The sequence below is a fragment of the Vibrio sp. KMM 9700 genome, from assembly GCF_058545285.1.
This window is the reverse complement of sequence record NZ_CM178589.1, coordinates 1,526,463-1,548,683: the sequence shown is the minus strand read 5'-3', so window position 1 is coordinate 1,548,683 and position 22,221 is coordinate 1,526,463. Positions and strand designations below refer to the sequence as shown.

22 protein-coding genes are annotated in these 22,221 nt (G+C 42.5%); 10 read left to right on the top strand and 12 right to left on the bottom strand.

Annotated elements, in window-relative coordinates; genetic code table 11:
* Nucleotides 1-6 precede the first annotated feature (6 nt).
* From AC2VOY_RS06930 to AC2VOY_RS06920, 3 genes are all read left to right on the top strand, one after another.
* The gene (locus AC2VOY_RS06930) at nucleotides 7-843 is read left to right on the top strand and encodes a Cof-type HAD-IIB family hydrolase (protein ID WP_491830563.1); all 837 of its coding nucleotides are present in this window, start codon (nucleotides 7-9) and stop codon (nucleotides 841-843) included.
* Between the two features lie 114 nt (nucleotides 844-957).
* On the top strand, nucleotides 958-1,971 hold the full coding sequence (locus AC2VOY_RS06925; protein WP_491830562.1) for a COG3650 family protein: 1,014 nt from the start codon (nucleotides 958-960) through the stop codon (nucleotides 1,969-1,971).
* On the top strand, nucleotides 1,959-2,612 hold the full coding sequence (locus AC2VOY_RS06920) for a tRNA-uridine aminocarboxypropyltransferase (protein ID WP_491830561.1): 654 nt from the start codon (nucleotides 1,959-1,961) through the stop codon (nucleotides 2,610-2,612). Before AC2VOY_RS06925 ends, AC2VOY_RS06920 begins: the two co-directional genes overlap by 13 nt.
* Nucleotides 2,613-2,628: 16 nt before the next feature.
* On the opposite strand, the gene yigB is transcribed toward AC2VOY_RS06920, so the two are convergent.
* Genes yigB through lptM form a run of 6 tightly spaced genes read right to left on the bottom strand, consistent with a single transcriptional unit; the run spans nucleotide 2,629 to nucleotide 7,457 of the window.
* Nucleotides 2,629-3,345, bottom strand: a complete 717-nt coding sequence (yigB, locus tag AC2VOY_RS06915) for a 5-amino-6-(5-phospho-D-ribitylamino)uracil phosphatase YigB (RefSeq protein ID WP_491830560.1) — start codon at nucleotides 3,343-3,345, stop codon at nucleotides 2,629-2,631.
* A 21-nt stretch (nucleotides 3,346-3,366) separates the two neighbouring features.
* Nucleotides 3,367-4,296 carry a tyrosine recombinase XerC gene (gene xerC, locus AC2VOY_RS06910; protein WP_491830559.1) on the bottom strand — a complete coding sequence of 310 codons (930 nt, stop codon included), beginning with the start codon at nucleotides 4,294-4,296 and terminating at the stop codon, nucleotides 3,367-3,369.
* Nucleotides 4,297-4,352: 56 nt separating this feature from the next.
* On the bottom strand, nucleotides 4,353-5,120 hold the full coding sequence (locus AC2VOY_RS06905; RefSeq protein WP_491830558.1) for a DUF484 family protein: 768 nt from the start codon (nucleotides 5,118-5,120) through the stop codon (nucleotides 4,353-4,355).
* A gap of 15 nt (nucleotides 5,121-5,135) precedes the next feature.
* Complete coding sequence (dapF, locus tag AC2VOY_RS06900; protein ID WP_491830557.1) at nucleotides 5,136-5,966, bottom strand: diaminopimelate epimerase; 831 nt, start codon at nucleotides 5,964-5,966, stop codon at nucleotides 5,136-5,138.
* Nucleotides 5,967-5,986: 20 nt separating this feature from the next.
* Nucleotides 5,987-7,240 (bottom strand): diaminopimelate decarboxylase, encoded by a 1,254-nt coding sequence (lysA, locus tag AC2VOY_RS06895; protein ID WP_491830555.1) that lies wholly within the window; start codon nucleotides 7,238-7,240, stop codon nucleotides 5,987-5,989.
* Nucleotides 7,241-7,268: 28 nt separating this feature from the next.
* Entirely contained in the window at nucleotides 7,269-7,457 is a 189-nt protein-coding gene (lptM, locus tag AC2VOY_RS06890) for an LPS translocon maturation chaperone LptM (RefSeq protein WP_491830554.1), read from the bottom strand.
* A gap of 111 nt (nucleotides 7,458-7,568) precedes the next feature.
* Between lptM and cyaY the strand changes: the two genes are divergently transcribed.
* The gene (gene cyaY, locus AC2VOY_RS06885) at nucleotides 7,569-7,883 is read left to right on the top strand and encodes an iron donor protein CyaY (RefSeq protein ID WP_491830553.1); all 315 of its coding nucleotides are present in this window, start codon (nucleotides 7,569-7,571) and stop codon (nucleotides 7,881-7,883) included.
* 109 nt (nucleotides 7,884-7,992) lie between these two features.
* Nucleotides 7,993-8,232 (top strand): sulfurtransferase TusA, encoded by a 240-nt coding sequence (tusA, locus tag AC2VOY_RS06880; protein WP_491830552.1) that lies wholly within the window; start codon nucleotides 7,993-7,995, stop codon nucleotides 8,230-8,232.
* On the opposite strand, the gene AC2VOY_RS06875 is transcribed toward tusA, so the two are convergent.
* Together AC2VOY_RS06875 and AC2VOY_RS06870 are read right to left on the bottom strand one after the other, a co-directional pair.
* Nucleotides 8,229-8,783, bottom strand: coding sequence for a TMEM165/GDT1 family protein (locus AC2VOY_RS06875; protein WP_491830551.1), 555 nt, complete (start codon nucleotides 8,781-8,783; stop codon nucleotides 8,229-8,231). The two genes, tusA and AC2VOY_RS06875, sit on opposite strands and share 4 nt — an antisense overlap.
* A 294-nt stretch (nucleotides 8,784-9,077) precedes the next feature.
* Nucleotides 9,078-9,737, bottom strand: coding sequence for a YiaD family glycine zipper/OmpA-like lipoprotein (locus AC2VOY_RS06870; RefSeq protein WP_491830549.1), 660 nt, complete (start codon nucleotides 9,735-9,737; stop codon nucleotides 9,078-9,080).
* Between the two features lie 289 nt (nucleotides 9,738-10,026).
* Between AC2VOY_RS06870 and glyQ the strand changes: the two genes are divergently transcribed.
* The 4 genes from glyQ to AC2VOY_RS06850 all read left to right on the top strand — a co-directional run bounded on the left by glyQ (nucleotide 10,027) and on the right by AC2VOY_RS06850 (nucleotide 15,863).
* Nucleotides 10,027-10,944: a glycine--tRNA ligase subunit alpha gene (gene glyQ / locus AC2VOY_RS06865; RefSeq protein ID WP_491830547.1), complete on the top strand. Its 918-nt coding sequence runs from the start codon at nucleotides 10,027-10,029 to the stop codon at nucleotides 10,942-10,944.
* Nucleotide 10,945: 1 nt separating this feature from the next.
* Entirely contained in the window at nucleotides 10,946-13,012 is a 2,067-nt protein-coding gene (glyS, locus tag AC2VOY_RS06860) for a glycine--tRNA ligase subunit beta (protein ID WP_491830546.1), read from the top strand.
* 294 nt (nucleotides 13,013-13,306) lie between these two features.
* A complete protein-coding gene (locus AC2VOY_RS06855; protein WP_491830545.1) occupies nucleotides 13,307-14,560 on the top strand; it encodes a valine--pyruvate transaminase in 1,254 nt (417 codons plus the stop codon).
* Between the two features lie 202 nt (nucleotides 14,561-14,762).
* Nucleotides 14,763-15,863, top strand: a complete 1,101-nt coding sequence (locus AC2VOY_RS06850; protein ID WP_491830544.1) for a sodium:calcium antiporter — start codon at nucleotides 14,763-14,765, stop codon at nucleotides 15,861-15,863.
* A 78-nt stretch (nucleotides 15,864-15,941) separates the two neighbouring features.
* Here AC2VOY_RS06850 and AC2VOY_RS06845 read toward each other — a convergent pair whose 3' ends face one another.
* Nucleotides 15,942-16,730, bottom strand: coding sequence for a sporulation protein (locus tag AC2VOY_RS06845; RefSeq protein ID WP_491830543.1), 789 nt, complete (start codon nucleotides 16,728-16,730; stop codon nucleotides 15,942-15,944).
* A 238-nt stretch (nucleotides 16,731-16,968) separates the two neighbouring features.
* On the opposite strand from AC2VOY_RS06845, the gene AC2VOY_RS06840 reads away from it, so the two are divergent.
* Complete coding sequence (locus AC2VOY_RS06840; RefSeq protein ID WP_491830542.1) at nucleotides 16,969-17,163, top strand: hypothetical protein; 195 nt, start codon at nucleotides 16,969-16,971, stop codon at nucleotides 17,161-17,163.
* A gap of 210 nt (nucleotides 17,164-17,373) precedes the next feature.
* Here AC2VOY_RS06840 and gyrB read toward each other — a convergent pair whose 3' ends face one another.
* Genes gyrB through dnaN form a run of 3 tightly spaced genes read right to left on the bottom strand, consistent with a single transcriptional unit; the run spans nucleotide 17,374 to nucleotide 22,056 of the window.
* Entirely contained in the window at nucleotides 17,374-19,836 is a 2,463-nt protein-coding gene (gene gyrB / locus AC2VOY_RS06835; protein WP_491830541.1) for a DNA topoisomerase (ATP-hydrolyzing) subunit B, read from the bottom strand.
* Nucleotides 19,837-19,856: 20 nt separating this feature from the next.
* Complete coding sequence (recF, locus tag AC2VOY_RS06830; protein ID WP_491830539.1) at nucleotides 19,857-20,951, bottom strand: DNA replication/repair protein RecF; 1,095 nt, start codon at nucleotides 20,949-20,951, stop codon at nucleotides 19,857-19,859.
* 4 nt (nucleotides 20,952-20,955) lie between these two features.
* Nucleotides 20,956-22,056, bottom strand: coding sequence for a DNA polymerase III subunit beta (gene dnaN, locus AC2VOY_RS06825; protein WP_491830538.1), 1,101 nt, complete (start codon nucleotides 22,054-22,056; stop codon nucleotides 20,956-20,958).
* Between the last annotated feature and the right edge of the window lie 165 nt (nucleotides 22,057-22,221).

Here is a 22,221-nt window from a genome sequence, read left to right as displayed (position 1 = left end):
GGCTTTATGTCAAACCTTGCGTTAAACCCTGAGCATATCCACATTGTTGCATCTGATCTAGATGGCACCCTATTACTGCCTAACCATCTCATTGGTGATTTCTCCAAGGAGACGCTCAAAAAACTTCACCAACAAGGGATGATTTTTGCCTTTGCTACTGGTCGTCATTGGGTAGATGTTTCGTCTATGCGTCAAGCAATTGATATTCCTGCTTATATGATCACTTCAAACGGTGCGCGTGTGCACACGCCAGATAACCAAGTTTTATATAGCAAAGACATCCCTGCGCATGTGGTGCAACCTATTATCAATCAACTCAAAGATGATCCGAATCTTCGCCTACATATTTATCGTAGCGATGATTGGCTGACCAACAAAGAAGATTTAATGCTAAGCAAGCACCATCAACAAACTGGTTTTGCTTACTCTATTTTTGATGTTAACAATGCCCCAAGCCAAGATGTTGCCAAGATTTTCTTCACAAATCCTGATCATGACTATCTTGTTGAATATGAAACCAAACTAAATCAAATGTTTGCGGATGATGTGGTGGTTGCTTTCTCAACTCCAACTTGCTTGGAAGTGATGGCAAAAGGTGTATCTAAAGGTGATGCCCTACTCGCGGTTGCGCAAACTTTAGGTAAAGATTTAAGTCACTGCCTTGCTTTTGGTGATGGCATGAATGATGTTGAGATGCTAAGTATGGCAGGCAAAGGTGTGCTGATGAATACTGCGCACTATAAAGTGAAGCAAGCATTGCCAAACACAGAGCAAATTGGCAGTTGCGCAGATGAATCTGTGGCGCACTACTTAGAAAATCAATTACTGAAAAACAATATTTAACCTTATCCATAACGATTTAGCAGCGACTCAAAATAATTCAAGGGTATAGATACTCTGCGCCAAGACAGGGTATACTAATTGCTAAATGAAAGGATATATTTAAAAGGAATCAAGATGAAACCTTCTCTATTGATAAGTGCTTTAAGTGCAAGTGTGATTCTTGCAGGTTGTTCAAGTACACCAGACTCTCCACAAGAACAAGCTACAGCAGGGATCCAACAGTTTGTTTTTCAAGGTCAAGTGACTAAAAATGAACAAGGTTATATGTTTAGCCCGTGTGGCAATAGCGACATTATGCCGCTCACATTTAGCAATGATAATGTGCGTGAAGATATTGAAGAACATATAGCCGATAATAAAGAGAAAGCGAATGGTGATTCTGGCTATTTGACTCAAATTGAAGCCTATATCAAGACTGGCGCAACCTATCAAGATCTTGGCATTACTGAAGATTCAACCGATGCTGACACAGCAGAAACAGCTCAAGAAGACTTAGGCGCTGTAGGCGGTAACATTGATGATACAGGTGAAACCTTTATCGGTGACTTGAATACACCAAATATCCAAGTTGTTGGCGCAGAAATCGCTAACATGAAAGTCGCGCCAAAAATGACTTGTCAGTTTGTGTATGAAGCTCAAAATGAAAATGACGCGCAATTTGTTGGTCAATATCAAGCAAACCTAGCAGCTGCCTCTTCACCAGGCCGCACCATTAGCCTAGCACTCAACCCTGATCATAGTGCAACTATGGTATTTGATTATCAAAACGATGAGCCAAGCATTATCGAAACAGGTTACTGGCAGGCATACACTGATGGTCGCGTAAACTTGATTATGACTAAGCATAACGATCGTAGCCTTGTCTCTGTGCGCACTTTCACCAAAGAAGATCAAACATTAACCGCTTACCAAGAATCGGTAAACGATCAAGTTTATTCATTTGGCTCTGAAGGTCTACACCTGACTGCTGTTGAAGCGGATCCAACTCAGGAACAAGCACCAGAAGGTGTTGCATCTGACAACTCAGCAGAAGATCTAGATACGATAGATGCAATGGAGTCTGATGCAAACGAGTGGGAAGAAACAGATGCATCAAATGATGCTGATGCTAGTGCATGGAAAATGTAGTCTCACATAAACGAAGCCGAGAACAAGCTGAGCCCTGCCCAAATTGCAGGCTCAGTTATCAATGCATTTGTGAACAAATCCCATCTATCTTAAGTGGGCAGGAAATCTTCTTGCTCACTCATCCCAATGAAACCGAGCGTGCCACTAACACTGGGCGCTTGGTCTTAGATTGCCTTGCTAATAGTTATTTTTGTCTGTGGCAAAGAAAACAGATCCCAGAAATTTTAGCCCAAAGACTACAAGATACGGCTTATAAATGTATTTTGGTTTATCCCAGCCCTGACGCGGTGACGATTGACGAGATCTTGCAAGAAACTCTCAGCCTTGAGACGAAAGCTCCAAGCCAAGAGTTAAAAATAGCTTGGATTATTCTAGATGCGACTTGGCAAGAAGCTAAAAAAATCTACAATAAAAGCCCGTGGTTACAAGCTTTACCTCAAGTAAAATTCACCCCTGAAAAAGACTCAAATTATAACTTAAGGCGCAATCAAGCCAGTGGTAATCTCTGCACCTGTGAGATAGTTAGCCATTTATTAGACCAAGTTGGTGAAAACCAAAATGCTCTCGAACTTGATGCTTATATGCAGACTTATTTAAAGCATTTTCAAGCAGATAGAAGTGGGCATCAACTCAAAACTTAAAGCTTATATTTGAGCCTTACACTAGCAATAGATCTTCAAGCTGGCTGATTTCAATATCTGGCAGACTGGTTGCACGGCGCTCGGAAATGCCTTGCACATAAGTTGAAATAAAACATGCGCTCATCCCCATTTGCTTCGCCCCTTGGACATCACTAATTAGATGATCGCCCACATGCAAAACATGTTTGGCAGGCATATCTAATCTTTTCAACGCAGTTTCAAACATATCCGGGTAAGGTTTCATCCGACCATCTTTACCAGCGCTCAACACTAAATCAAAATACGCCCCTAAACCAACCTTCTCAGGATTTAGGTTGCCATTGGTGATCGCAATTAGTGGATACTTAGCTTTTAATTGAGTTAAGACTTGGTGTGTTTTCTCTGGGACTTCTAATTTATGGCGCAGAATCATCACTTGTTGCATGGTTTGCGTGACGATTTCTTGGCAAAGCGAGTCGCTCAAACCAAGTTTTTTTAGCCCTAAATCTAAGCTAGTTTGACGCCACAAAGTCACATTATGTCTAAGCATGGGATCGCTTTGCAGCACTTGAAGTTTATACTCACGCCATTGCTCGGCGTTGATTTGGCTAGTTTGCGGATGCTTTTGCGCAAGCCAAGTTAACACTTCTTGCTCTAAGTTTTGAATAACCGGATGGTTATCATATAAGGTATCATCCAAGTCAAATGTCATGGCTTGGATGTTAGGTAATTGGCGATAAAAAGTAAGGCTCATAAAGGGGAAAACTCGTTTTGATTAAGATGACTTTTTCGCTCGCGGATGAGCCTTATCATAGACTTTAGCTAAATGCTGGAAGTCCAAACTGGTATAGATTTGTGTTGTCGAGATATTCTCATGCCCTAAAAGCTCTTGCACCGCGCGTAAATCTTGGCTCGATTCAAGCATATGGGTCGCAAATGAGTGGCGCAATTTATGTGGACTGATATGGCTCGAAACCCCTTGCTTGATCCCCCATTCTGCCATACGTTTTTGCACGTTACGTTGCGAAATACGCGTGCCAAGTTTTGACACAAACAAACCAGTTTCATCAGATTTTGCTAAACTTTGGCGCGATTTGAGCCAATGTTGCATCCAAATGACAGCTTTTCCAGAAAAAGGCACTTTACGTTCTTTGTTGCCTTTACCTATGACTCGAATTTCCCCTTGGCCAAGTTCGACATCCCTCACATCTAAATCAACCAATTCAGATAAACGCAAACCCGCGCCATACATCAGCTCCATCATGGCGCGATCACGTACGGCAAGTGGATCATCAAGATTAATCTCTAGCAGCTGATCGACTTCATCCACATCTAAGTTTTTTGGCAAGGGACGAGATTTCTTCGGCGCGCTGACCCCTTTTGCAGGATTAGCACTAAGCTCACCAGTTAAAATTAAAAAATCAAAAAAACTGCGTAACGAAGATAACGCAGTCGCAATACTGCTCGCTTTTAGACCCTGACGCATACCCTTGCCTGCCAACTGACGTACCCAAGCAGCATCAACCGATTGCCAGTTTTTAACGCCCATAGCTTGCAACTGCTGCGCCATCGACTCAAGCTGACGTTGATAGTTCTTTTGCGTATGCGCGCTCAAGCCACGCTCATTTTTCAAGTAAGCATAAAAAGCATCTAGCGGATCAGCAAGTTCAGGACATAAATCGTCGGCTTGGCTTGGTTTGGACATGCTACTTTCCTTGTTATCACGAGGTTATTATGTGAATGAATTTAGAGCTATAGCACTTAGAGTGATTGAACACCCGACATACTCGACACTCTTTGAGCCGGTAAGCCAATCTTATTCTGGCTTGCCAATAAATGCTCCAACACATACGCCGTCAAACGCGTCAGCTGCTCTAAAAACAAGGTATCCATACTTGGTCCAAAGTGGCTCGCATTCGGGTTATAAAAGCTCAATAAGCCGGCAAAATTTTCAGAATTTAATGGCAAAATTACACACGAACCTAATGTTTGTGTCGTTTGCATATTCAAACCAAATAACTCTTGCGCATCTTGCTTATTTAAGCGCCCTAAATAGGCATTCTTATCAGAGATCAAGCGCTGCATTACTCTTTGATAACAAAGCTGAGTGATCTGACAAGATTCGGGTAATTCCAAAGAATTTGGTTGTAAAATCTTTAAATGTGCGCTCATTTGCACTGAAGCTGCAAAACTTTGTAAAAGACTCAGCATTTCATCTAAATGACGCGCACTAAGCAAAGACTCTTGAAGTTTCATTAAATCAGCAAAAGTGCGCTCATTTTTACTCGCGATCCCAAGCAGAGCTGTGATCTCTTCTTCCAAATCAGCAATCCGAGATCGTAAGCCTGACATTTGCTTATGGGTTAAAGATGTCACCCCTAACTCCAATTCAGGCTCAAAAGGAGGCAATGCCAAAGTCGTTAGTAACTCAGGATGATGGGTAAAAAAATCCGGATGCTGAGATAAATACTCAGCAACCATTTGTGAATTTAAATCTGAGTTTTTAGATAAAGGATTGATTTTCGACACCTTTAATAATTCCTTTTAACAGCTCAACTGGCCATCATAAACATGTGCAACCGGCCCTGTCATATACAGAGGTTGATCATCACCTTGCCAATGAATTTTTAAATGTCCACCAGGAAGGTCAACTTTCACTTGCTCATCCAGAAGGCCTTGCTTGATCCCAACAGCAACCGCAGCGCAAGCACCAGTGCCGCACGCTTGAGTTTCGCCAACACCACGCTCATACACCCTAAGTTTAATATGGTTTCTGTCTAAAATCTGCATAAAACCAGCATTTACTCGCTCAGGAAAACGTTCATGCGACTCAACTTCCGCGCCAATGCTTTCAACTGGGTAATTGTCCACATCATCGACAACCGTGACACAGTGCGGGTTACCCATACTCACAGCGCCGCAGAACAAGGTGTGTTCACCGGCGCGTAGAATATAAGTTTTCTCAAATTGCTTTGCTTTAAACGGGATTTTGCTCGGTTCAAATTCAGGTTTACCCATTTGTACGCGAACTAAATCAGGGGTTTCGACATTTAAGACGATTTTACCTTTTTTAGTACTAACATTAATTTTGTACTTGTTGGTTAAACCTTTCAGGCGCACAAATTTTGCAAAACAGCGCGCACCATTGCCGCACTGCTCTACTTCACTACCATCAGCATTAAAAATGCGGTAGTGAAAGTCCGTATCCGGATCATAAGGCGCCTCAACCACCAAGAGCTGATCAAAGCCAACCCCTGTGTGGCGATCAGCGAGACGACGGATCAGATCTGGCGAAAAATACACATTCTGGGTGATACAGTCGACCACCATAAAATCATTGCCAAGCCCGTGCATTTTTGAAAAATGGAAGTGCATAATGCCTCATTATTTTTATATTATTCAGGTAATAAACTCTCAAGCGCCCATAAATCTTGTAGCTCTTCACGTTGGCGTACTAGGTGCGTTTGTGAACCATCAACCATGACTTCAGCTACACGCGTACGAGTATTATAATTCGAAGACATCACGAAACCATAGGCACCAGCAGAGCGTACAGCGAGCAAATCATCCGCTTCAATCGCCAATTGACGATCTTTGCCTAAGAAATCACTAGTTTCACAAATAGCGCCGACCACATCATAGGTTTGAGCTTGACCTTGGCGAGGAATAACTGGAATGATTTCCTGCCATGCTTGATAAAGTGCAGGGCGCATTAAGTCATTCATTGCAGCGTCGATGATCGCAAAGTTTTTGTGCTCAGTGTGCTTTAAAAACTCAACACGTGTTAACAACACCCCAGCATTAGCGGCAATCGCACGCCCTGGCTCAAAAATGAGCTCAAGATCTTGGTGATTCTCTAAACGCTCCATTAAAGCGGTCGCGTACTCTGAAGGTTGTGGCGGCTGCTCATCTTTATACACCACGCCTAAACCACCACCGACATCAAGGTGGCGAATATTAATGCCTTGAGATTTTAGGTTATCAATCAGGCTAAGAAGACGATCGGTTGCATCAATAAATGGTGACATATCGGTTAATTGCGAACCGATATGACAGTCAATACCGCGAACCTCTAAGTTATCTAAGCTATGCGCATATTGATACACACTTGGTGCACGCTCAAAACTAATACCAAACTTATTATCACGTAGCCCAGTTGAGATATAGGGGTGAGTTTTTGCATCGACATCTGGATTAATACGTAGAGAAATTGGCGCGATTACACCTAAACTTGCAGCAACTTGGTTTAAACGATCAAGTTCTGGTTCTGATTCAACATTAAAACACTTGATCCCAACTTCAAGGGCACGTTTCATTTCTGCAGGGGTTTTACCTAAACCTGAGAACACAACTTTTTTCGGATCACCGCCCGCGGCAATGACGCGTTCAAGCTCACCACCAGAGACAATATCAAAACCACTCCCAAGACGCGCAAGTACGTTGAGTACGCCGATGTTGGAATTTGCTTTGACGGCAAAACAAATCAAATGAGGGTGATCGGCAACCGAAGAATCAAACGCCTTCCAGTGACGTTCTAGTGTTGCACGTGAATAAACGTAAAGTGGTGTTCCATATTCTTTAGCAATCGCTTGTAATGGCACATCTTCGGCCCATAATTGACCATCTTCCTGATAATTAAAGTAATCCAATGTCTTCCCCTTTTCTTTTTCTTGTCAATTATTCGATATGAACAATGCCATCATCATTGCTTGGTTGCGCCTCTTGCGCAGCTTGAGTGTTGGTTGGTGTTTGCGCAGCGTCTTGGTTCACTTCTACATTTTCTGGTAAATAGAGAGATCCCGTTTGACCACACGCACTTAAAAGGCCTACGCTCAAGATGCATAAAGCTAGAATGTGTTTTTTCATTATCTATCTCGTGATTAATCTTTCAATACCCCATATAATCGCACCACATACAAGAAAAGCAACCATATATGACTGCAAAAAAACATATAACTGCAAAAAGGAAGCACGCACATGAATGATACCCAATTCCACCAACTCGTTGATGCACAAATGCAAGCCATTGAAGAGGCGATTGACGCATCCGGCGCAGATATTGATTATGATATTTCAGGTAATGTGATGACACTCGAGTTTGAAGATCGCAGCCAAATTATTATTAATCGTCAAGAACCTATGCATGAGATTTGGTTGGCATCTAAATCTGGTGGCTTTCATTTTAAACTCACTGATGAGAAATGGACGTGCTCAAAAACTGGCGTAGAATTTTTTGAACTGGTTAAAGCTGAGTGCGAAAAACACGCTGACGAGTCGATTGACTGGGAATAAGCAAAATTAACAATAAGCGCAAATAAAACTTGATTAAAAAATCAACACAAGTAAAATTTTGCGCCTCTTTCAAGACAAGACACACGTTAAACAATCTACAAGGTAAAACATGTTACACGAAACCCCAACTCAAGAATTAGATGCAATCGGACTGCGCTGCCCTGAACCTGTGATGATGGTGCGTAAAACCATGCGTAAGCTTGAGGATGGGGAAGTATTGAAAGTGATTGCTGATGATCCATCCACAACAAGAGATATTCCTAGCTTTTGTTTATTTATGGATCATCAATTACTTGAGGCGCAAACTGAGCAAGTACCTTATTCGTACCTGATCAAGAAAGGTATTTAATAAAATGCAGCAAAAACTGCCAAGAGCACAAAGAGTACCGCGGTAATTTTGTGGATCAAAGCCACTGGCAATTTATCGGCTGAAAGCTTGCCGATAATCACAACCGGTACATTAGCAAGTAGCATCCCGATTGTTGTGCCTAAAATAACCCAAGATAAAGCATCCGGAAATTGCGCGCCTAGCGCTGTGGTCGCCACTTGGGTTTTATCCCCAATCTCTGCAATAAAAAACGCAATAAAGCTCGCCACAAATGGCCCACGACTAGAGATTTCATCATCCTCGTCGAGTTTATCTGGGATCAAAATCCAGCCAGCCATCACTAGAAAGCTCACCACCAGTACCCAACGTAAAATTTCTGGCGTCAGTAGATCGGCAATCGCTACCCCAAGCCAAGCAGCTAACGCATGGTTAACTACAGTTGCAAAGAAAATAGCCGCGATAATCGGCACAGGTTTACGATAGCGACTGGCTAACATTAATGATAGAAGTTGAGTTTTATCGCCAATTTCGGCAAGTGCAACAGTTGCTGCAGAGATAAGTAAAACGCTCACGGCATCCTCTTAATAGGCAGGGAAATAAAAACCAAAAGACAAGCCTCGCTCCCTGCCGTCAGTTCACGATACTTGTCTAAGGTCTTGTCCAGCATATAACTTAAGTTATTGATATGCCTTGAACGCCATGATGATTTTGCATCAAGAATGTTGACGAACAAACTAAAGTGAATGGCTCACTTAGCAGACTACTCCCCAAAGACGCACAAATAGTATATAAATTAACGCTTCAAGGCAAATAAAAAACCCAAGACAGTGCACCATCTTGGGTTTGAAGTTAAATTACTTTGAATCTTATTGGCGTGGGCTGAGGTAAATCTCAACGCGACGGTTTTGCGCGCGGCCTGATTCCGTTGAGTTTGAAGCAATTGGGTTCGCTTCACCACGACCAGTGCTTGATAGACGGTTGCCATCGACACCGGTGCGAACAAGATAGTCACTCACGGCTGCAGCACGAACTTGCGATAAACGTAAGTTATAGTTCTCAGCACCCGTGCTATCTGTGTAACCAAACACATGCACATTAGTTTTTTCGTACTCTTTAAGCACAAGCGCAACACTATTTAACACTTGTTGCGCACGTGAACTAAGGTCTGTTTGATCAACGCCAAATGTCAGCTCGTTTGGCATATTAAGAATAATATCATTCCCTGAACGCGTCACACTTACGCCAGTTGAGCGAAGCTGTTGACGAAGTTTTGTTTCTTGCACATCCATGTAATAGCCAATACCACCACCGAGTGCAGCGCCAACGCCAGCACCGATCAATGCACCTTTGCTATCTCCAGCTAGTGCACCAATTGCTGCGCCGCCTAGTGCGCCAACACCAGTACCAATCGTCGCACCTGATGTTTCTTCTTCACCTGTGTATGGATTCACTGTAGTACAACCAGTCATAATTAAAGCGCCAGCAACCGCAAGGCATAGGCTTGATCTTAGTTTTGATAATTGCATTGTCTTATTTCCTGTGTCAGAGAGTTCCATGAATCTTTTCAATATATAAATATAAGCTTCTAATTTTCTTAAATATATATAATAAGTATGATTAAGTCTAAGGCATACACGACAAATTAGAGTAAAAATTTCTCTTGTTTTTGTAATTTTAAGTAAGGTCTAAATTGATTAGGTATTTTTATAAATTAAAAAAAAGTCGGTTAACCCCTACTCGACCTGTATGCATAAGGGTATACTGACAGGATTCAATAAATTTATTCACCAACAGAAGATTGCGCGAATTAAAACTATGCAAAAATACGACATTAAAACTTTTCAAGGCATGATCCTTGCTCTGCAAGATTATTGGGCCAATGTTGGTTGTACGATTGTTCAACCTTTAGATATGGAAGTCGGTGCAGGCACATCTCACCCTATGACTTGCTTACGTGCACTTGGTCCTGAGCCAATTGCAACGGCATATGTGCAACCTTCGCGCCGTCCAACTGATGGCCGTTATGGCGAAAACCCTAACCGCTTACAGCACTATTATCAATTTCAGGTCATCATCAAACCATCGCCTGATAACATCCAAGAACTTTACCTTGGCTCACTCGAAGCTTTAGGTATTGATACCCAAGTTCACGACATTCGCTTTGTTGAAGATAACTGGGAAAACCCAACGCTTGGTGCTTGGGGTCTGGGCTGGGAAGTTTGGCTAAACGGTATGGAAGTGACTCAGTTTACTTACTTCCAACAAGTTGGTGGCCTTGAGTGTAAACCTGTCACAGGTGAAATCACTTACGGTATCGAGCGTTTGGCTATGTATATCCAAGGCGTTGATTCTGTTTACGATCTTGTTTGGACTGATGGTCAACTTGGTAAAGTGACTTACGGTGATATCTTCCATCAAAATGAAGTTGAGCAATCAACTTATAACTTTGAGCACGCTGATGTGGACTTCCTATTTACCTTCTTTGATCAATGCGAGAAAGAATGTAAAGAGCTACTAGCGCTTGAAAAACCCCTGCCACTGCCTGCTTACGAGCGTATCTTGAAAGCTGGTCACGCATTTAACCTCCTCGATGCACGTAAAGCGATTTCGGTAACTGAGCGTCAGCGTTACATCTTACGCATTCGCGATCTGACTAAATCAGTCGCTGTGGCTTACTATGAAGCGCGTGAAGCTTTAGGTTTCCCTATGTGCCGCAAAGATGAGGAGAAATAAGATGGCGAAGAATTTCCTAATTGAACTTGGCACAGAAGAGTTGCCACCAACGCAGCTGCGCACTCTAGCTCAAAGCTTTGCAGATAACTTTGAAAAAGAGTTAAAAGATGCAGCCCTGACTCACCAAGGTATTGAATGGTTTGCAACCCCGCGTCGCCTAGCGTTAAAAGTAACAGACTTAGTTGAAGCGCAAGCAGACAAAATCGTTGAAAAACGCGGTCCTGCGATTGCTGGCGCATTTGATGCAGACGGCAACCCAACCAAAGCAGCGCTTGGCTGGGCACGTGGTTGTGGCATCGATGTAAGCGAAGCAGATCGCCTTAAGACTGACAAAGGCGAATGGCTACTGTTTAAGCAAGAAGTAAAAGGTGTCGCAACTAGCGAAATCATCACTTCACTTGCAGACAAAGCTTTAGCTAACTTGCCAATCGCAAAACCTATGCGTTGGGCAGACAAAGAAACGCAATTTATTCGTCCAGTTAAAACCCTAACTATGCTTTTTGCTGACGAGTTAATTGAAGGCGAAATTCTTGGCGTAACTTCTGCACGTGTTATTCGTGGTCACCGCTTTATGGGTGAGAGCGAGTTTGAAATTGCGCATGCTGATGAATACCCAGAAATTCTAGAGACGCGCGGTAAAGTTATTGCTGATTATGAGCGTCGTAAAGCTATTATTCTCAAAGATGCGCAAGCTGCGGCAACAGAAGTTGGCGGTGAAGCGGATCTTGAAGATGACTTAGTTGAAGAAGTCACCTCGCTAGTTGAATGGCCAGTTGTACTAACTGCTTCATTTGAACCTGAGTTCTTAAAAGTGCCTTCAGAAGCTTTGGTTTATACCATGAAAGGCGATCAAAAATACTTCCCTGTTTATGATCAAAACAAGCAACTTGTGCCTAAATTTATCTTTGTTTCAAATATTGAATCAAAAGATGTGCGTCACGTGATTGAAGGCAACGAGAAAGTTGTACGTCCGCGTCTAGCTGATGCTGAGTTCTTCTTTAACACTGACCGTAAGAGCAAGCTTATCGATCGCCTACCTCAACTTGAAACGGCTATCTTCCAAAAACAATTGGGTAGCATCAAGGATAAGACTGATCGCATCACAGAACTTGCAGGTTATATTGCACAAGCAATCAATGCAGATGTCGACAAAGCTAAGCGTGCGGGTCTACTTGCTAAATGTGACTTGATGACGTCTATGGTATTTGAATTTACCGACACTCAAGGCGTTATGGGCATGCACTATGCACGTCATGACGGAGAAGATGAAGAAGTTGCAGTAGCGCTAAACGAGCAATATATGCCACGTTTTGCTGGTGATGACTTACCACAATCAGATGTTGCAGCCTCGCTTGCAATGGCTGATAAGCTCGATACGATTGTAGGTATCTTCGGTATTGGTCAAGCGCCAAAAGGCTCTGATCCATTTGCTCTACGTCGTGCATCTTTAGGTGTGCTGCGTATTTTAGTTGAAAAAGGCTACAACCTAGACTTGGTTGACCTGATCGCTAAAGCAAAATCTTTGTTTGGTGACAAGCTAACGAATGCAAATGTTGAAACCGATGTACTTGAGTTTATGCTTGGCCGCTTCCGCGCTTGGTATCAAGATGCTGGCTTTAGCGTTGATATTATCCAAGCTGTACTTGCGCGTCGTCCAACCAAACCTGTTGATTTTGACTTACGCGTTAAAGCGGTTTCTCACTTTAGAAGCTTAGAAGAAGCAGAAGCACTTGCGGCAGCGAACAAGCGTGTGGGTAACATCTTAGCCAAGTTTGAAGGTGAACTACCAGCAAACATTGATGAGTCACTACTTGTTGAAGCGGCTGAGAAAGAACTGGCTCAAAGCTTAAATGCGCTAACAGCTAAAGTTAGCCCTGCATTTGAGCAAGGTGAATATCAAGCAGCGCTTGCTGAGCTTGCAACGCTACGTGGCCCTGTCGATAACTTCTTCGACAATGTAATGGTTATGGCAGATGATGAAGCATTGAAGCAAAACCGCTTAACGATGCTTAGCCAGTTGCGTGAACTATTCTTGAAGACTGCGGATATCTCATTGCTGCAAAAGTAAGCAATTACGAAATCTTAGCTTGAAGATATAGCAAGATAAGACAATAATCTAAGGCTCCACTTGAATCTCGATTCGGTGGAGCTTTTTGTTATCGCTTTATAAAAATAACCAGGCTTATTCTAAAGTTAATCCCAAGTCTGCCACAGAAATTCAAAGCAAAAGGTGTGGTATGTATGGAGAAAAGTGTTAAAAATACAGGATGTATTTTTCCAAGCGACCATGGATGGCTCGAGCGTCTTTTCGTAATACATAGCATTCCTTTTGCCTACCAAGTTATAAAAACAAGGATCAAAAATGTACTCAGCATTTGGAGAAAAATTTAACCGTTATTCAGGTATTACCCAACTTATGGATGATCTCAACGACGGCCTAAGAACCAAAGGCGCGATCATGCTCGGTGGTGGTAACCCAGCGGCAATCCCAGAAATGCTCGAGTATTTTAAACAAGCTAACCTAGAGATGCTTGAAGATGGCAGCATGCTCGATGCGCTTGCCAATTACGACTCACCACAAGGCAAAGATAGCTTTTTAAACTCACTTGCAGACTTATTGAAAGCTCAATATGGTTGGGATATTAGCGCGAAAAACATTAGCCTTTCCAATGGCAGCCAAAGTGCCTTTTTCTCTTTATTTAACCTGCTAGCAGGCACCCAAACCGACGGTTCACACAAGAAAATCTTATTGCCACTCGCGCCTGAATATATTGGCTATAGCGATGCTGGAATTGATGATGATATTTTTGTCTCAGTGCAACCTCAAATCGAGCACTTAGACAACCGCCTGTTTAAGTATCATGTGGATTTTGAAAAGCTGCATATTGATGACTCGATTGCCGCAATCTGCGCGTCACGCCCAACCAACCCAACGGGCAATGTGCTGACCGATGAGGAAATCCAAAAGCTAGATCAAATTGCCCGCGCGAACAATATCCCTTTGATTATTGATAATGCTTACGGCACGCCATTTCCAGATATCATCTTTGAAGAGGTGAAGCCTTTTTGGAATGACAACACAATTTTGTGCATGAGCCTGTCTAAACTTGGCCTGCCTGGCGTACGTTGCGGTATCATCATTGCCAATGAGTCTATTATCCAAGCAATTGCTAACGTCAACGGGATCATCAATCTTGCGCCTGCAAGTGTTGGCCCTGCGCTTGCCAACCATATGATCCAAAAAGGTGATTTATTAAGGCTAAGCAGTGAAGTAATTAAGCCTTTTTATCAACAAAAATCCGAGCAAGCACTCGAGTTATTGCAAGCGCACATCCAAGATCCAAGATTTAGAGTGCATAAACCAGAAGGTGCGATTTTCCTTTGGCTATGGTTTGAAGACTTACCAATTAGCACAATGGAGCTGTATCAAAGACTTAAAGCGCGTGGCGTGTTAGTGGTTCCGGGCGAGTATTTCTTCTTTGGTCTTGAAGATGCAGCCAACTGGCAGCACACCCAAGAATGCTTACGCATGAACTATGTGCAAAGTCATGAAGATATGGAAAAAGGTATTTTGATTATTGCAGAAGAAATAACAAAAGCTTATCAAAAAAATTAAAAATTTTATTAAGCATTAAGCTTAAATTTGCTTTAACATAGAAGGCACATAACCTGTGCTAATAAGAGTTATAACTCTATAGCAAAAGGGAAGTAAACCATGCGTGCTGTAACAGATTGATAGAAACTATTGCTGATAACTTTATGCCTAAAAAGCAGCCACTTTTAACTCAAGCAATAATTTTTATAACTAAGGATTTTTCATGACAGATTCAGTTTTCAGCATGGATACACTGACTCCCTTTTTGTTGATCTTGCTCGCCTGTTACATCCTTAAGTTCTCTTGCGATACCTTTGAGCAAGCAGCAGCTTACCTTGGACGTAACTTCCCCCCCGGCGTGAAAGGGGCAACCGTCAATGCGATCGGCTCAAGCATGCCTGAAATGTTTGTGGTGATCGCCTGTTTGTTCTGGTTTAACGATCCTCAACTTGTAATTGTCGCTTTAGGCGTCACCGCCGGCTCTGCTATTTTTAATGGCTGCGTGATCCCAGCGCTTTCGATTATCATGGCAAAAGATCAGCAAGGCCGCTCAGCACCTAGCATTCAATTAGATAAAAGAGCACTAAGTCGTGATATTTTCTGGGTTTTACTTGCAGAAGTAAGCTTAATTATTTGCCTTGGCTTCTCTAAGTTCACCTTGGGCATGGCACTATTGCTTAACCTTATTTACTTTGGTTATGCGCTGCACTTATATATCGACTCTAAAAAACATCACATCGATGAAGAAGATTATGAATATGAGGAAATCGAAGATAAAGGATTTTTAGGCAATCTAGTCACCTTTAACTTTAATGCGATACTTTTTTCTAATCATAGATTTACCTTAGTTAGAGCTTTAATTGTGCTGATGCTTGCGATTATCGTTATTTCTGGCGCTTCGCATATACTGGTGGAAGGAGTTGTGGGCAGTGCGCAGATTTTAGGTGTACCTGCATTTTTCTCAGGGCTAGTGTTTGGCGCAGCGGCGTCATCTGTGCCAGATCTTATTTTGTCAGTCAAAGATGCACAAAAAGGGGAATATGAAGATGCTGTGGCTAACCCACTCGCATCAAACACCTTCGATACCACAGTTGCCTTTGCTCTGCCTTTGTTGATGTGGTTTTTACTTAATGGTGTCGATAGTTTAACTATGCATCATGAAGGGGATAATCTAGTGATTTTGCGTTGGTCGATTGTTGGCATCACCGCAGCTGTGGCCGCAAGCTTGCTATTTAACTATAAAAATATCACTAAAAAAGTCGCTTACTTCTTACTTGCCATGTTTATTACTTGGGCTGCAAGTATGTATGTATTTATTCAGTAAAAAGTAACTTTAAAACCAATAGATTGAAGCTGCTGTTTGTCTTTACAGCAGCTTCAAGCATATATCAAGAAATTAAAATTAAGCTGATGTCTCGTCTAAATAACTCAAAACCCTTTTACCTGCTGATTGGGGATCTTCGTTAGCCAGTATTTTTAATTGGCGCTTCAGCTTTCCGAGCCCGACTAAACTAGCCATCAAACCTTGATCGCCAAGTCTTTCCCGATCAATTTCAAACCATAGCTCTAAGCTCTCGTTACTACGGTAAGCAATCATCTCAAGATGACGCCAACGACCTAAAAATATACCTTCTACAGGTACAAACTCAAACTCTTGGACAAACGGCAGTTCAAAGCCTGTCGCCGCTTCACATTCTACTTGGCGAATTCGTAAGCCTTCATCTTCAAGCGCAGTCAATACCCCATCAAATAGCGGATCAGGGCGCACTGTCAGCATATCCTTATCTTTAGGGTCGAGTGCATTGGCTATATCTAGGCCAGTTTCTAACCATACTTCAGAGTCGCCAACAGTAGTCGGAGTGTTCCATGGCACTTCTAAATCAACAGGGAAAACCTTGTCTTCACCTGGCTTAATTTCAAACGCATAAGGTAACTCCCAACTGGCAAGAACATAAATCTCTTTAACTTTAGCACTTGGATTTGGGCGATTTTCTTGATTGGTAACTTCAGCTAAATATTGACAGCAGAGCTTCATCTCAATGTTATCTATCTGCTGCGCGCTCGCCCCTCCATAAACATGCACATCAACATGCAAGGATTGGCCAGGCACTAAGGCGTCATGTTTTAAGATGGTATCAACCCTTGCTGCGCCAATGCCAAAGCTTGCTAAGGTTTTTTTGATAAATGACATATTGCCTCCTGCTGTATAAACCACTGAAATAAAACAGCGTATTTTTTTGTGTAAAAAACCGTCAAATTACTCGATCAAATAAATAAAGCACACTATAATAAGTCTTGTCGATATTTTAATCGCAGCTGATCAACACTAAGGAATACAGTGTTTTTTATTTAAAGTCTAGCTTTAACTAAACACCTGTCGATCAGTTTTACAGAGCAACGGAGATGCGCAACAATTTTTAGAGATATGTATGCGCCCAACACCATCAAGATCATTTACCGCTCGTAGCTGTGCTCGTCGTTCAAACGCAGTTTCTGCACCAAAACGCTCTAGCTTGACTGAAACAAATCTGGTTCAATCAAGCACACAAGCGAATTTAAGCGTAGAAACTAAGCTTGCACCACAAGTGCAAACAAGACTGCAAAAAGCAGCAGTTGCAGCTTAATGACTTGCTCTTCTAAAAAGCACAATCCCTCTCACAGGTGTTGTGCTTTTTTTATCTCTCGACATATCAAGCAGTAGTGTAAATTTGCCTATATTCTTTATCCCGCTTACTTAAATTTAGCACAAAAAAAAGCCTTGGGATGAATTTCCATCATACCAAGACTTTATTTATATCGGGTTTAACTATTTATTTCTTTTAGAAAAACTTAGCTTAAACATCCAAGTTTGCGACACGTAAGGCATTATCTTCGATAAACTTACGACGCGGCTCAACTTGGTCACCCATTAGCGTGGTAAATAACTCATCCGATGCTACAGCATCATCAATGGTTACTTGCATCATACGACGGGTTTCAGGATCCATAGTGGTTTCCCAAAGCTGATCTGGGTTCATCTCACCTAGACCTTTGTAGCGCTGTAGCGATAGACCACGGCGTGATTCACGCATTAACCATGCGAGCGCATCTTCAAAGTGACTCACAGCTTGCGTACGTTCACCACGTTTGATGAATGCGCCTTCGCCTAATAAATCATTTAAAGTCTCAGATAAATCAGCTAGTTTCTTGTATTCGCGAGAGTTAAGCAAATCAAGTGAGATCAGATACTCATGCATCACGCCATGGGTACGGACCACAAGCTTCACTAGGTTAATCTCAAGGTCAGCATGCTTCTCAATTTCTAAGCTGTATTGGCTCGCACCAACTTCTTTCGCATTGAGCTGCTCGACCATGCGCTCACCCCAAACTTTCACTTGGGCTTCATCATGGCACATTTCAGCAGTTAGGCGTGGCATATAGATGAACTCACGGATCATCGCATATGGGTAACGACGGCTCATACGGTTCACTAGCTTCATGCCTTCGTTATACTGAGTCACAAGGTTTTCAAGCGCTTCACCAGAAATCGCTGGCGCATCCGCTGTTACATGCAGCGCAGCATTTTCAACCGCCAACGCAGTTTGATAACGCTCCATCGCATCTTCATCTTTAATATATTGCTCTTGCTTGCCTTTTTTCACTTTATAAAGTGGTGGCTGAGCGATATAGATATAACCGCGCTCAATAAGCTCAGGCATTTGACGGTAGAAGAAGGTCAATAGTAGCGTACGAATGTGCGAACCATCGACGTCGGCATCCGTCATGATGATGATGTTGTGATAACGCAGTTTGTCTGGGTTATATTCATCACGTCCGATACCACAACCTAATGCTGTGATAAGGGTTGCCACTTCTTGTGAAGACAGCATTTTATCAAAACGTGCTTTTTCAACGTTTAGGATCTTACCTTTAAGCGGCAAGATAGCTTGGTTCTTACGGTTACGGCCTTGCTTCGCACTACCGCCCGCTGAGTCCCCTTCCACTATGTATAGTTCAGAAAGCGCAGGATCTTTTTCTTGGCAATCTGCAAGTTTACCCGGCAGACCAGCTAAGTCTAATGCGCCTTTACGACGAGTCATTTCGCGAGCTTTACGTGCCGCTTCACGTGCGCGCGCCGCATCGATAATCTTGCCACAAACGATTTTCGCTTCATTTGGATTCTCAACTAAGAACTCAGATAAACGCTCGTTCATTGCTGATTCAACCGCAGATTTCACTTCTGATGAAACTAGCTTGTCTTTGGTTTGGCTTGAGAATTTAGGATCAGGCACTTTCACTGATACAACAGCAGTTAGACCTTCACGCGCATCATCACCCGACGTTGCAGCTTTGGCTTTCTTCGAATAACCCTCTTTATCCATAAAGGTGTTTAAAGTACGAGTTAATGCAGAGCGAAAACCAGCTAAGTGCGTTCCGCCATCACGTTGTGGGATGTTGTTGGTAAAGCAGTAAACGCCTTCTTGGAAACCGTCGTTCCACTGCATGGCAACTTCAACTGTAATGCCGTCTTCTTCACGCGTGTTATCAAAATAGAAAACTTTTTGGTGAATTGGCGTTTTGTTGCGGTTTAAGTGCTCAACGAATGCACGGATACCACCTTCATACATGAAGTGATCAGATTTATCCGCTTCACGCTCATCATTTAACTTGATAGAGACGCCAGAGTTTAGGAAAGAGAGTTCACGTAGGCGCTTCGCTAAGATGTCATAAACAAAGGTAACGTTAGTGAAAGTTTCTTCGCTTGGCCAGAAACGGATTTTAGTCCCTGTTTCTTGTGTATCACCAATCACTGCAAGTGGCGCTTGAGGTTCACCGTGACGATAAGTTTGTTGATAAATATGACCACCACGTTTAATGGTTAGCTCAACTTTCTCAGACAGTGCGTTTACAACCGAAACACCAACACCGTGCAGGCCGCCTGATACTTTATAAGAGTTATCATCGAACTTACCACCGGCGTGAAGGACAGTCATAATAACTTCTGCCGCTGAAACACCTTCTTCTTCGTGCATTTCAGTTGGAATACCACGACCGTCATCGCTAACTGAAACAGAGTTATCTTCATGAATAGTGACGATAATATCATTACAATGACCGGCTAAAGCCTCATCGATTGAGTTATCCACGACCTCAAACACCATGTGGTGTAGGCCGGTACCATCATCTGTATCACCTATGTACATGCCCGGACGCTTACGTACTGCGTCGAGACCTTTTAATACCTTGATACTTGAAGAATCATAGCTATTTTCAGCAGCGGGGTTAGCCGCTTGATTTGTAGAATCGTTATTCGACATGAACTCTATCTCGCCTTAAATTATCCTTGTGCTATTTTGCCATGATCGACATAAAATAGCTTACTATTTTCGCATTGAATCTGAGCAACCTGCTCGCGCGTAATAGCACTAATAAAAACCTGTGCCTGTGCTTTGAGTAAGTAATCACTTAAACACTGGCGACGCATTTCGTCTAACTCTGAGGCAAAGTCATCAATCAAGTAAATACAATCTCGACCTGTGACTTGATGAAAATGCCCGCCTTGCGCAAGTCGTAGCGCACAAACCATTAGCTTGAGCTGCCCACGCGATAACACATCCTCAATTGGAGTTGCGTTTATTTTTAACCTAAGATCAGCTTTATTTGGTCCACTAAATGTAAAACCGAGCTGCCTGTCTCTTTCAAAATTCTTTTCGAGTATTTCTTGATAGGGAATATCTTTTGTCCAGCCTTGATAAATCCCAATTTTCAATTCAAATTCTGGCAAAAAATCTTGCACAATTTGCTCAATAAAAGGCGTCAACTCAGATACATATTCTTGACGCCAGTACGCAATATCTTCCGCCAATTTAGCTAATTCAAGATCCCAATATTTAAGCTCTTGATAACTCTGCGCCGTTTTTAATAACGCATTGCGCTGCTTCATTAAACGGCGAAAGCGATTCCAAGCTTCAAAAAATTGTGGCTGGGTATGAAACACGCCCCAATCAATAAAAGCACGGCGAAACTTAGGGCCTTCAGTCAATAACTCAAAACCTTCGGTATGAATTAATTGCAAAGGCAATACTTGTGCCAATTGCGAAACCTTTTGTCCACCTTGACCTGCAATTTTAACTTCGGTTTGGCCATCGCGTTGTTTTTTAAGCCCAAGCGGTAAATCATCCAATGTTACATCGCCAAATTTAGCGCCTTGTAGCCTTGCATGTACCACCAACTCAGATGCGTCATTTTGGATCACTCGCCCAGTTAAAGAGCTTTTAAATGAGCGCCCGTGTGCCAACATATAAATAGCTTCGAGCAAACTTGTTTTGCCGCTACCGTTGGCGCCCACAAGAAAGTTAAAACTTGGAGATAATGCTAAATCGCAACTTTGAATATTGCGAAAGTTTTGCACCATTAAACGAGTTAACGACATTTGATTATAATCGGATCGGCATCACCACATACATGGCTGAGTCGTCTTGAGTATTTTCAATCAAGGCACTCGCGTTGGCATCCGACATAGAAAAACGCACCGACTCACACTTCAAGGTGTTTAAAACATCTAGCACATAGCTCACGTTAAAGCCGATTTCCAGCGCTTCGCCTTCAAATTCAACATCTAACACTTCTTCTGCTTCTTCTTGCTCTGGGTTATTCGCCGTGATGCGCATTAAGCTGCCATCTAAATTGACGCGCACGCCTCTGAATTTTTCATTCGATAAAATTGCAGCACGTGAAAAAGATTGACGTAAGACATCGCAATCTGCGACTAAAGTCTTGGTTGTCGTTTGCGGCATAACGCGACGATAATCAGGGAAGCGACCATCAACTAACTTAGATGTGAAGGTAAATTGGTTCACATTAGCGCGAATGTTGGATTGGCCGATTTGAATTTCAACTTGCTCATCAGGCTGTTCAAGAAGTTTCATCAACTCTAACACGCCCTTACGTGGCACAATCACTTGTTTTGCTTCAAGTGGCTCAGCAATGCTAGTTTCTGCGACAGACATACGGTGCCCATCGGTGGCAACACTGCGCAACTTGTCGTTTTCAATCTCAAACAACATGCCGTTTAAATAATAACGTACGTCTTGGTTTGCCATTGAGAATTGCGTTTTCTCGATTAAGCGGCGTAATTCGCTTTGTGGCAGAGAAAAATTGCTATCACTTTGCCAATCTTCGATATTTGGAAAGTCATTGGCTGGTAAAGTTGCCAGAGAAAAACGGCTGCGACCTGATTTCATCATTAGACGATCACCAGTTAATTCAACAGAAATCTCGGCGCTGTCTGGTAAGCCGCGGCAAATATCGACAAACTTACGTGATGGTACTGTGACACTACCGGTTTCACAGTCTGCATTAAGTTCAAGTTTACATACGAGTTCAACTTCTAGATCGGTTGCTGTGATAAGGAGGTGATCTTGGGTCACTTCAAGCAATAAGTTGCTTAAAATAGGTAGTGTTGAGCGGCTACCTAAAGCACCAGAAACTTGTTGTAGAGGTTTTAAAAGTTGGCTACGTGGGATCGTAAATTTCATAGTAAACTCAAATAATAGAACTCGAAAAAATGAGTCTCGATTATACCTTAAAATGGCCTTTGTTTACTACTCTTAGCGTGCGAACTTGGAGATTATTGACAGGAAAAATGGGCTTTTTGAGGGATATAAAATAACCCAGCCGAAAAAGTTAAATTTTGCTCCACA

Bases quoted from the DNA above. Each gene is read 5' to 3' on its own strand.
- gyrB (WP_491830541.1), bottom strand. From the start codon at position 19,836: ATGTCGAATAACGATTCTACAAATCAAGCGGCTAACCCCGCTGCTGAA.
- recF (WP_491830539.1), bottom strand. From the start codon at position 20,951: ATGTCGTTAACTCGTTTAATGGTGCAAAACTTTCGCAATATTCAAAGT.
- AC2VOY_RS06925 (WP_491830562.1), top strand. From the start codon at position 958: ATGAAACCTTCTCTATTGATAAGTGCTTTAAGTGCAAGTGTGATTCTT.
- dnaN (WP_491830538.1), bottom strand. From the start codon at position 22,056: ATGAAATTTACGATCCCACGTAGCCAACTTTTAAAACCTCTACAACAA.
- tusA (WP_491830552.1), top strand. From the start codon at position 7,993: ATGTTACACGAAACCCCAACTCAAGAATTAGATGCAATCGGACTGCGC.
- glyQ (WP_491830547.1), top strand. From the start codon at position 10,027: ATGCAAAAATACGACATTAAAACTTTTCAAGGCATGATCCTTGCTCTG.
- yigB (WP_491830560.1), bottom strand. From the start codon at position 3,345: ATGAGCCTTACTTTTTATCGCCAATTACCTAACATCCAAGCCATGACA.
- AC2VOY_RS06855 (WP_491830545.1), top strand. From the start codon at position 13,307: ATGTACTCAGCATTTGGAGAAAAATTTAACCGTTATTCAGGTATTACC.
- cyaY (WP_491830553.1), top strand. From the start codon at position 7,569: ATGAATGATACCCAATTCCACCAACTCGTTGATGCACAAATGCAAGCC.
- AC2VOY_RS06870 (WP_491830549.1), bottom strand. From the start codon at position 9,737: ATGCAATTATCAAAACTAAGATCAAGCCTATGCCTTGCGGTTGCTGGC.
- AC2VOY_RS06840 (WP_491830542.1), top strand. From the start codon at position 16,969: ATGCGCCCAACACCATCAAGATCATTTACCGCTCGTAGCTGTGCTCGT.
- AC2VOY_RS06850 (WP_491830544.1), top strand. From the start codon at position 14,763: ATGACAGATTCAGTTTTCAGCATGGATACACTGACTCCCTTTTTGTTG.
- xerC (WP_491830559.1), bottom strand. From the start codon at position 4,296: ATGTCCAAACCAAGCCAAGCCGACGATTTATGTCCTGAACTTGCTGAT.
- AC2VOY_RS06930 (WP_491830563.1), top strand. From the start codon at position 7: ATGTCAAACCTTGCGTTAAACCCTGAGCATATCCACATTGTTGCATCT.
- AC2VOY_RS06920 (WP_491830561.1), top strand. From the start codon at position 1,959: ATGGAAAATGTAGTCTCACATAAACGAAGCCGAGAACAAGCTGAGCCC.
- lptM (WP_491830554.1), bottom strand. From the start codon at position 7,457: ATGAAAAAACACATTCTAGCTTTATGCATCTTGAGCGTAGGCCTTTTA.
- dapF (WP_491830557.1), bottom strand. From the start codon at position 5,966: ATGCACTTCCATTTTTCAAAAATGCACGGGCTTGGCAATGATTTTATG.
- AC2VOY_RS06845 (WP_491830543.1), bottom strand. From the start codon at position 16,730: ATGTCATTTATCAAAAAAACCTTAGCAAGCTTTGGCATTGGCGCAGCA.
- glyS (WP_491830546.1), top strand. From the start codon at position 10,946: ATGGCGAAGAATTTCCTAATTGAACTTGGCACAGAAGAGTTGCCACCA.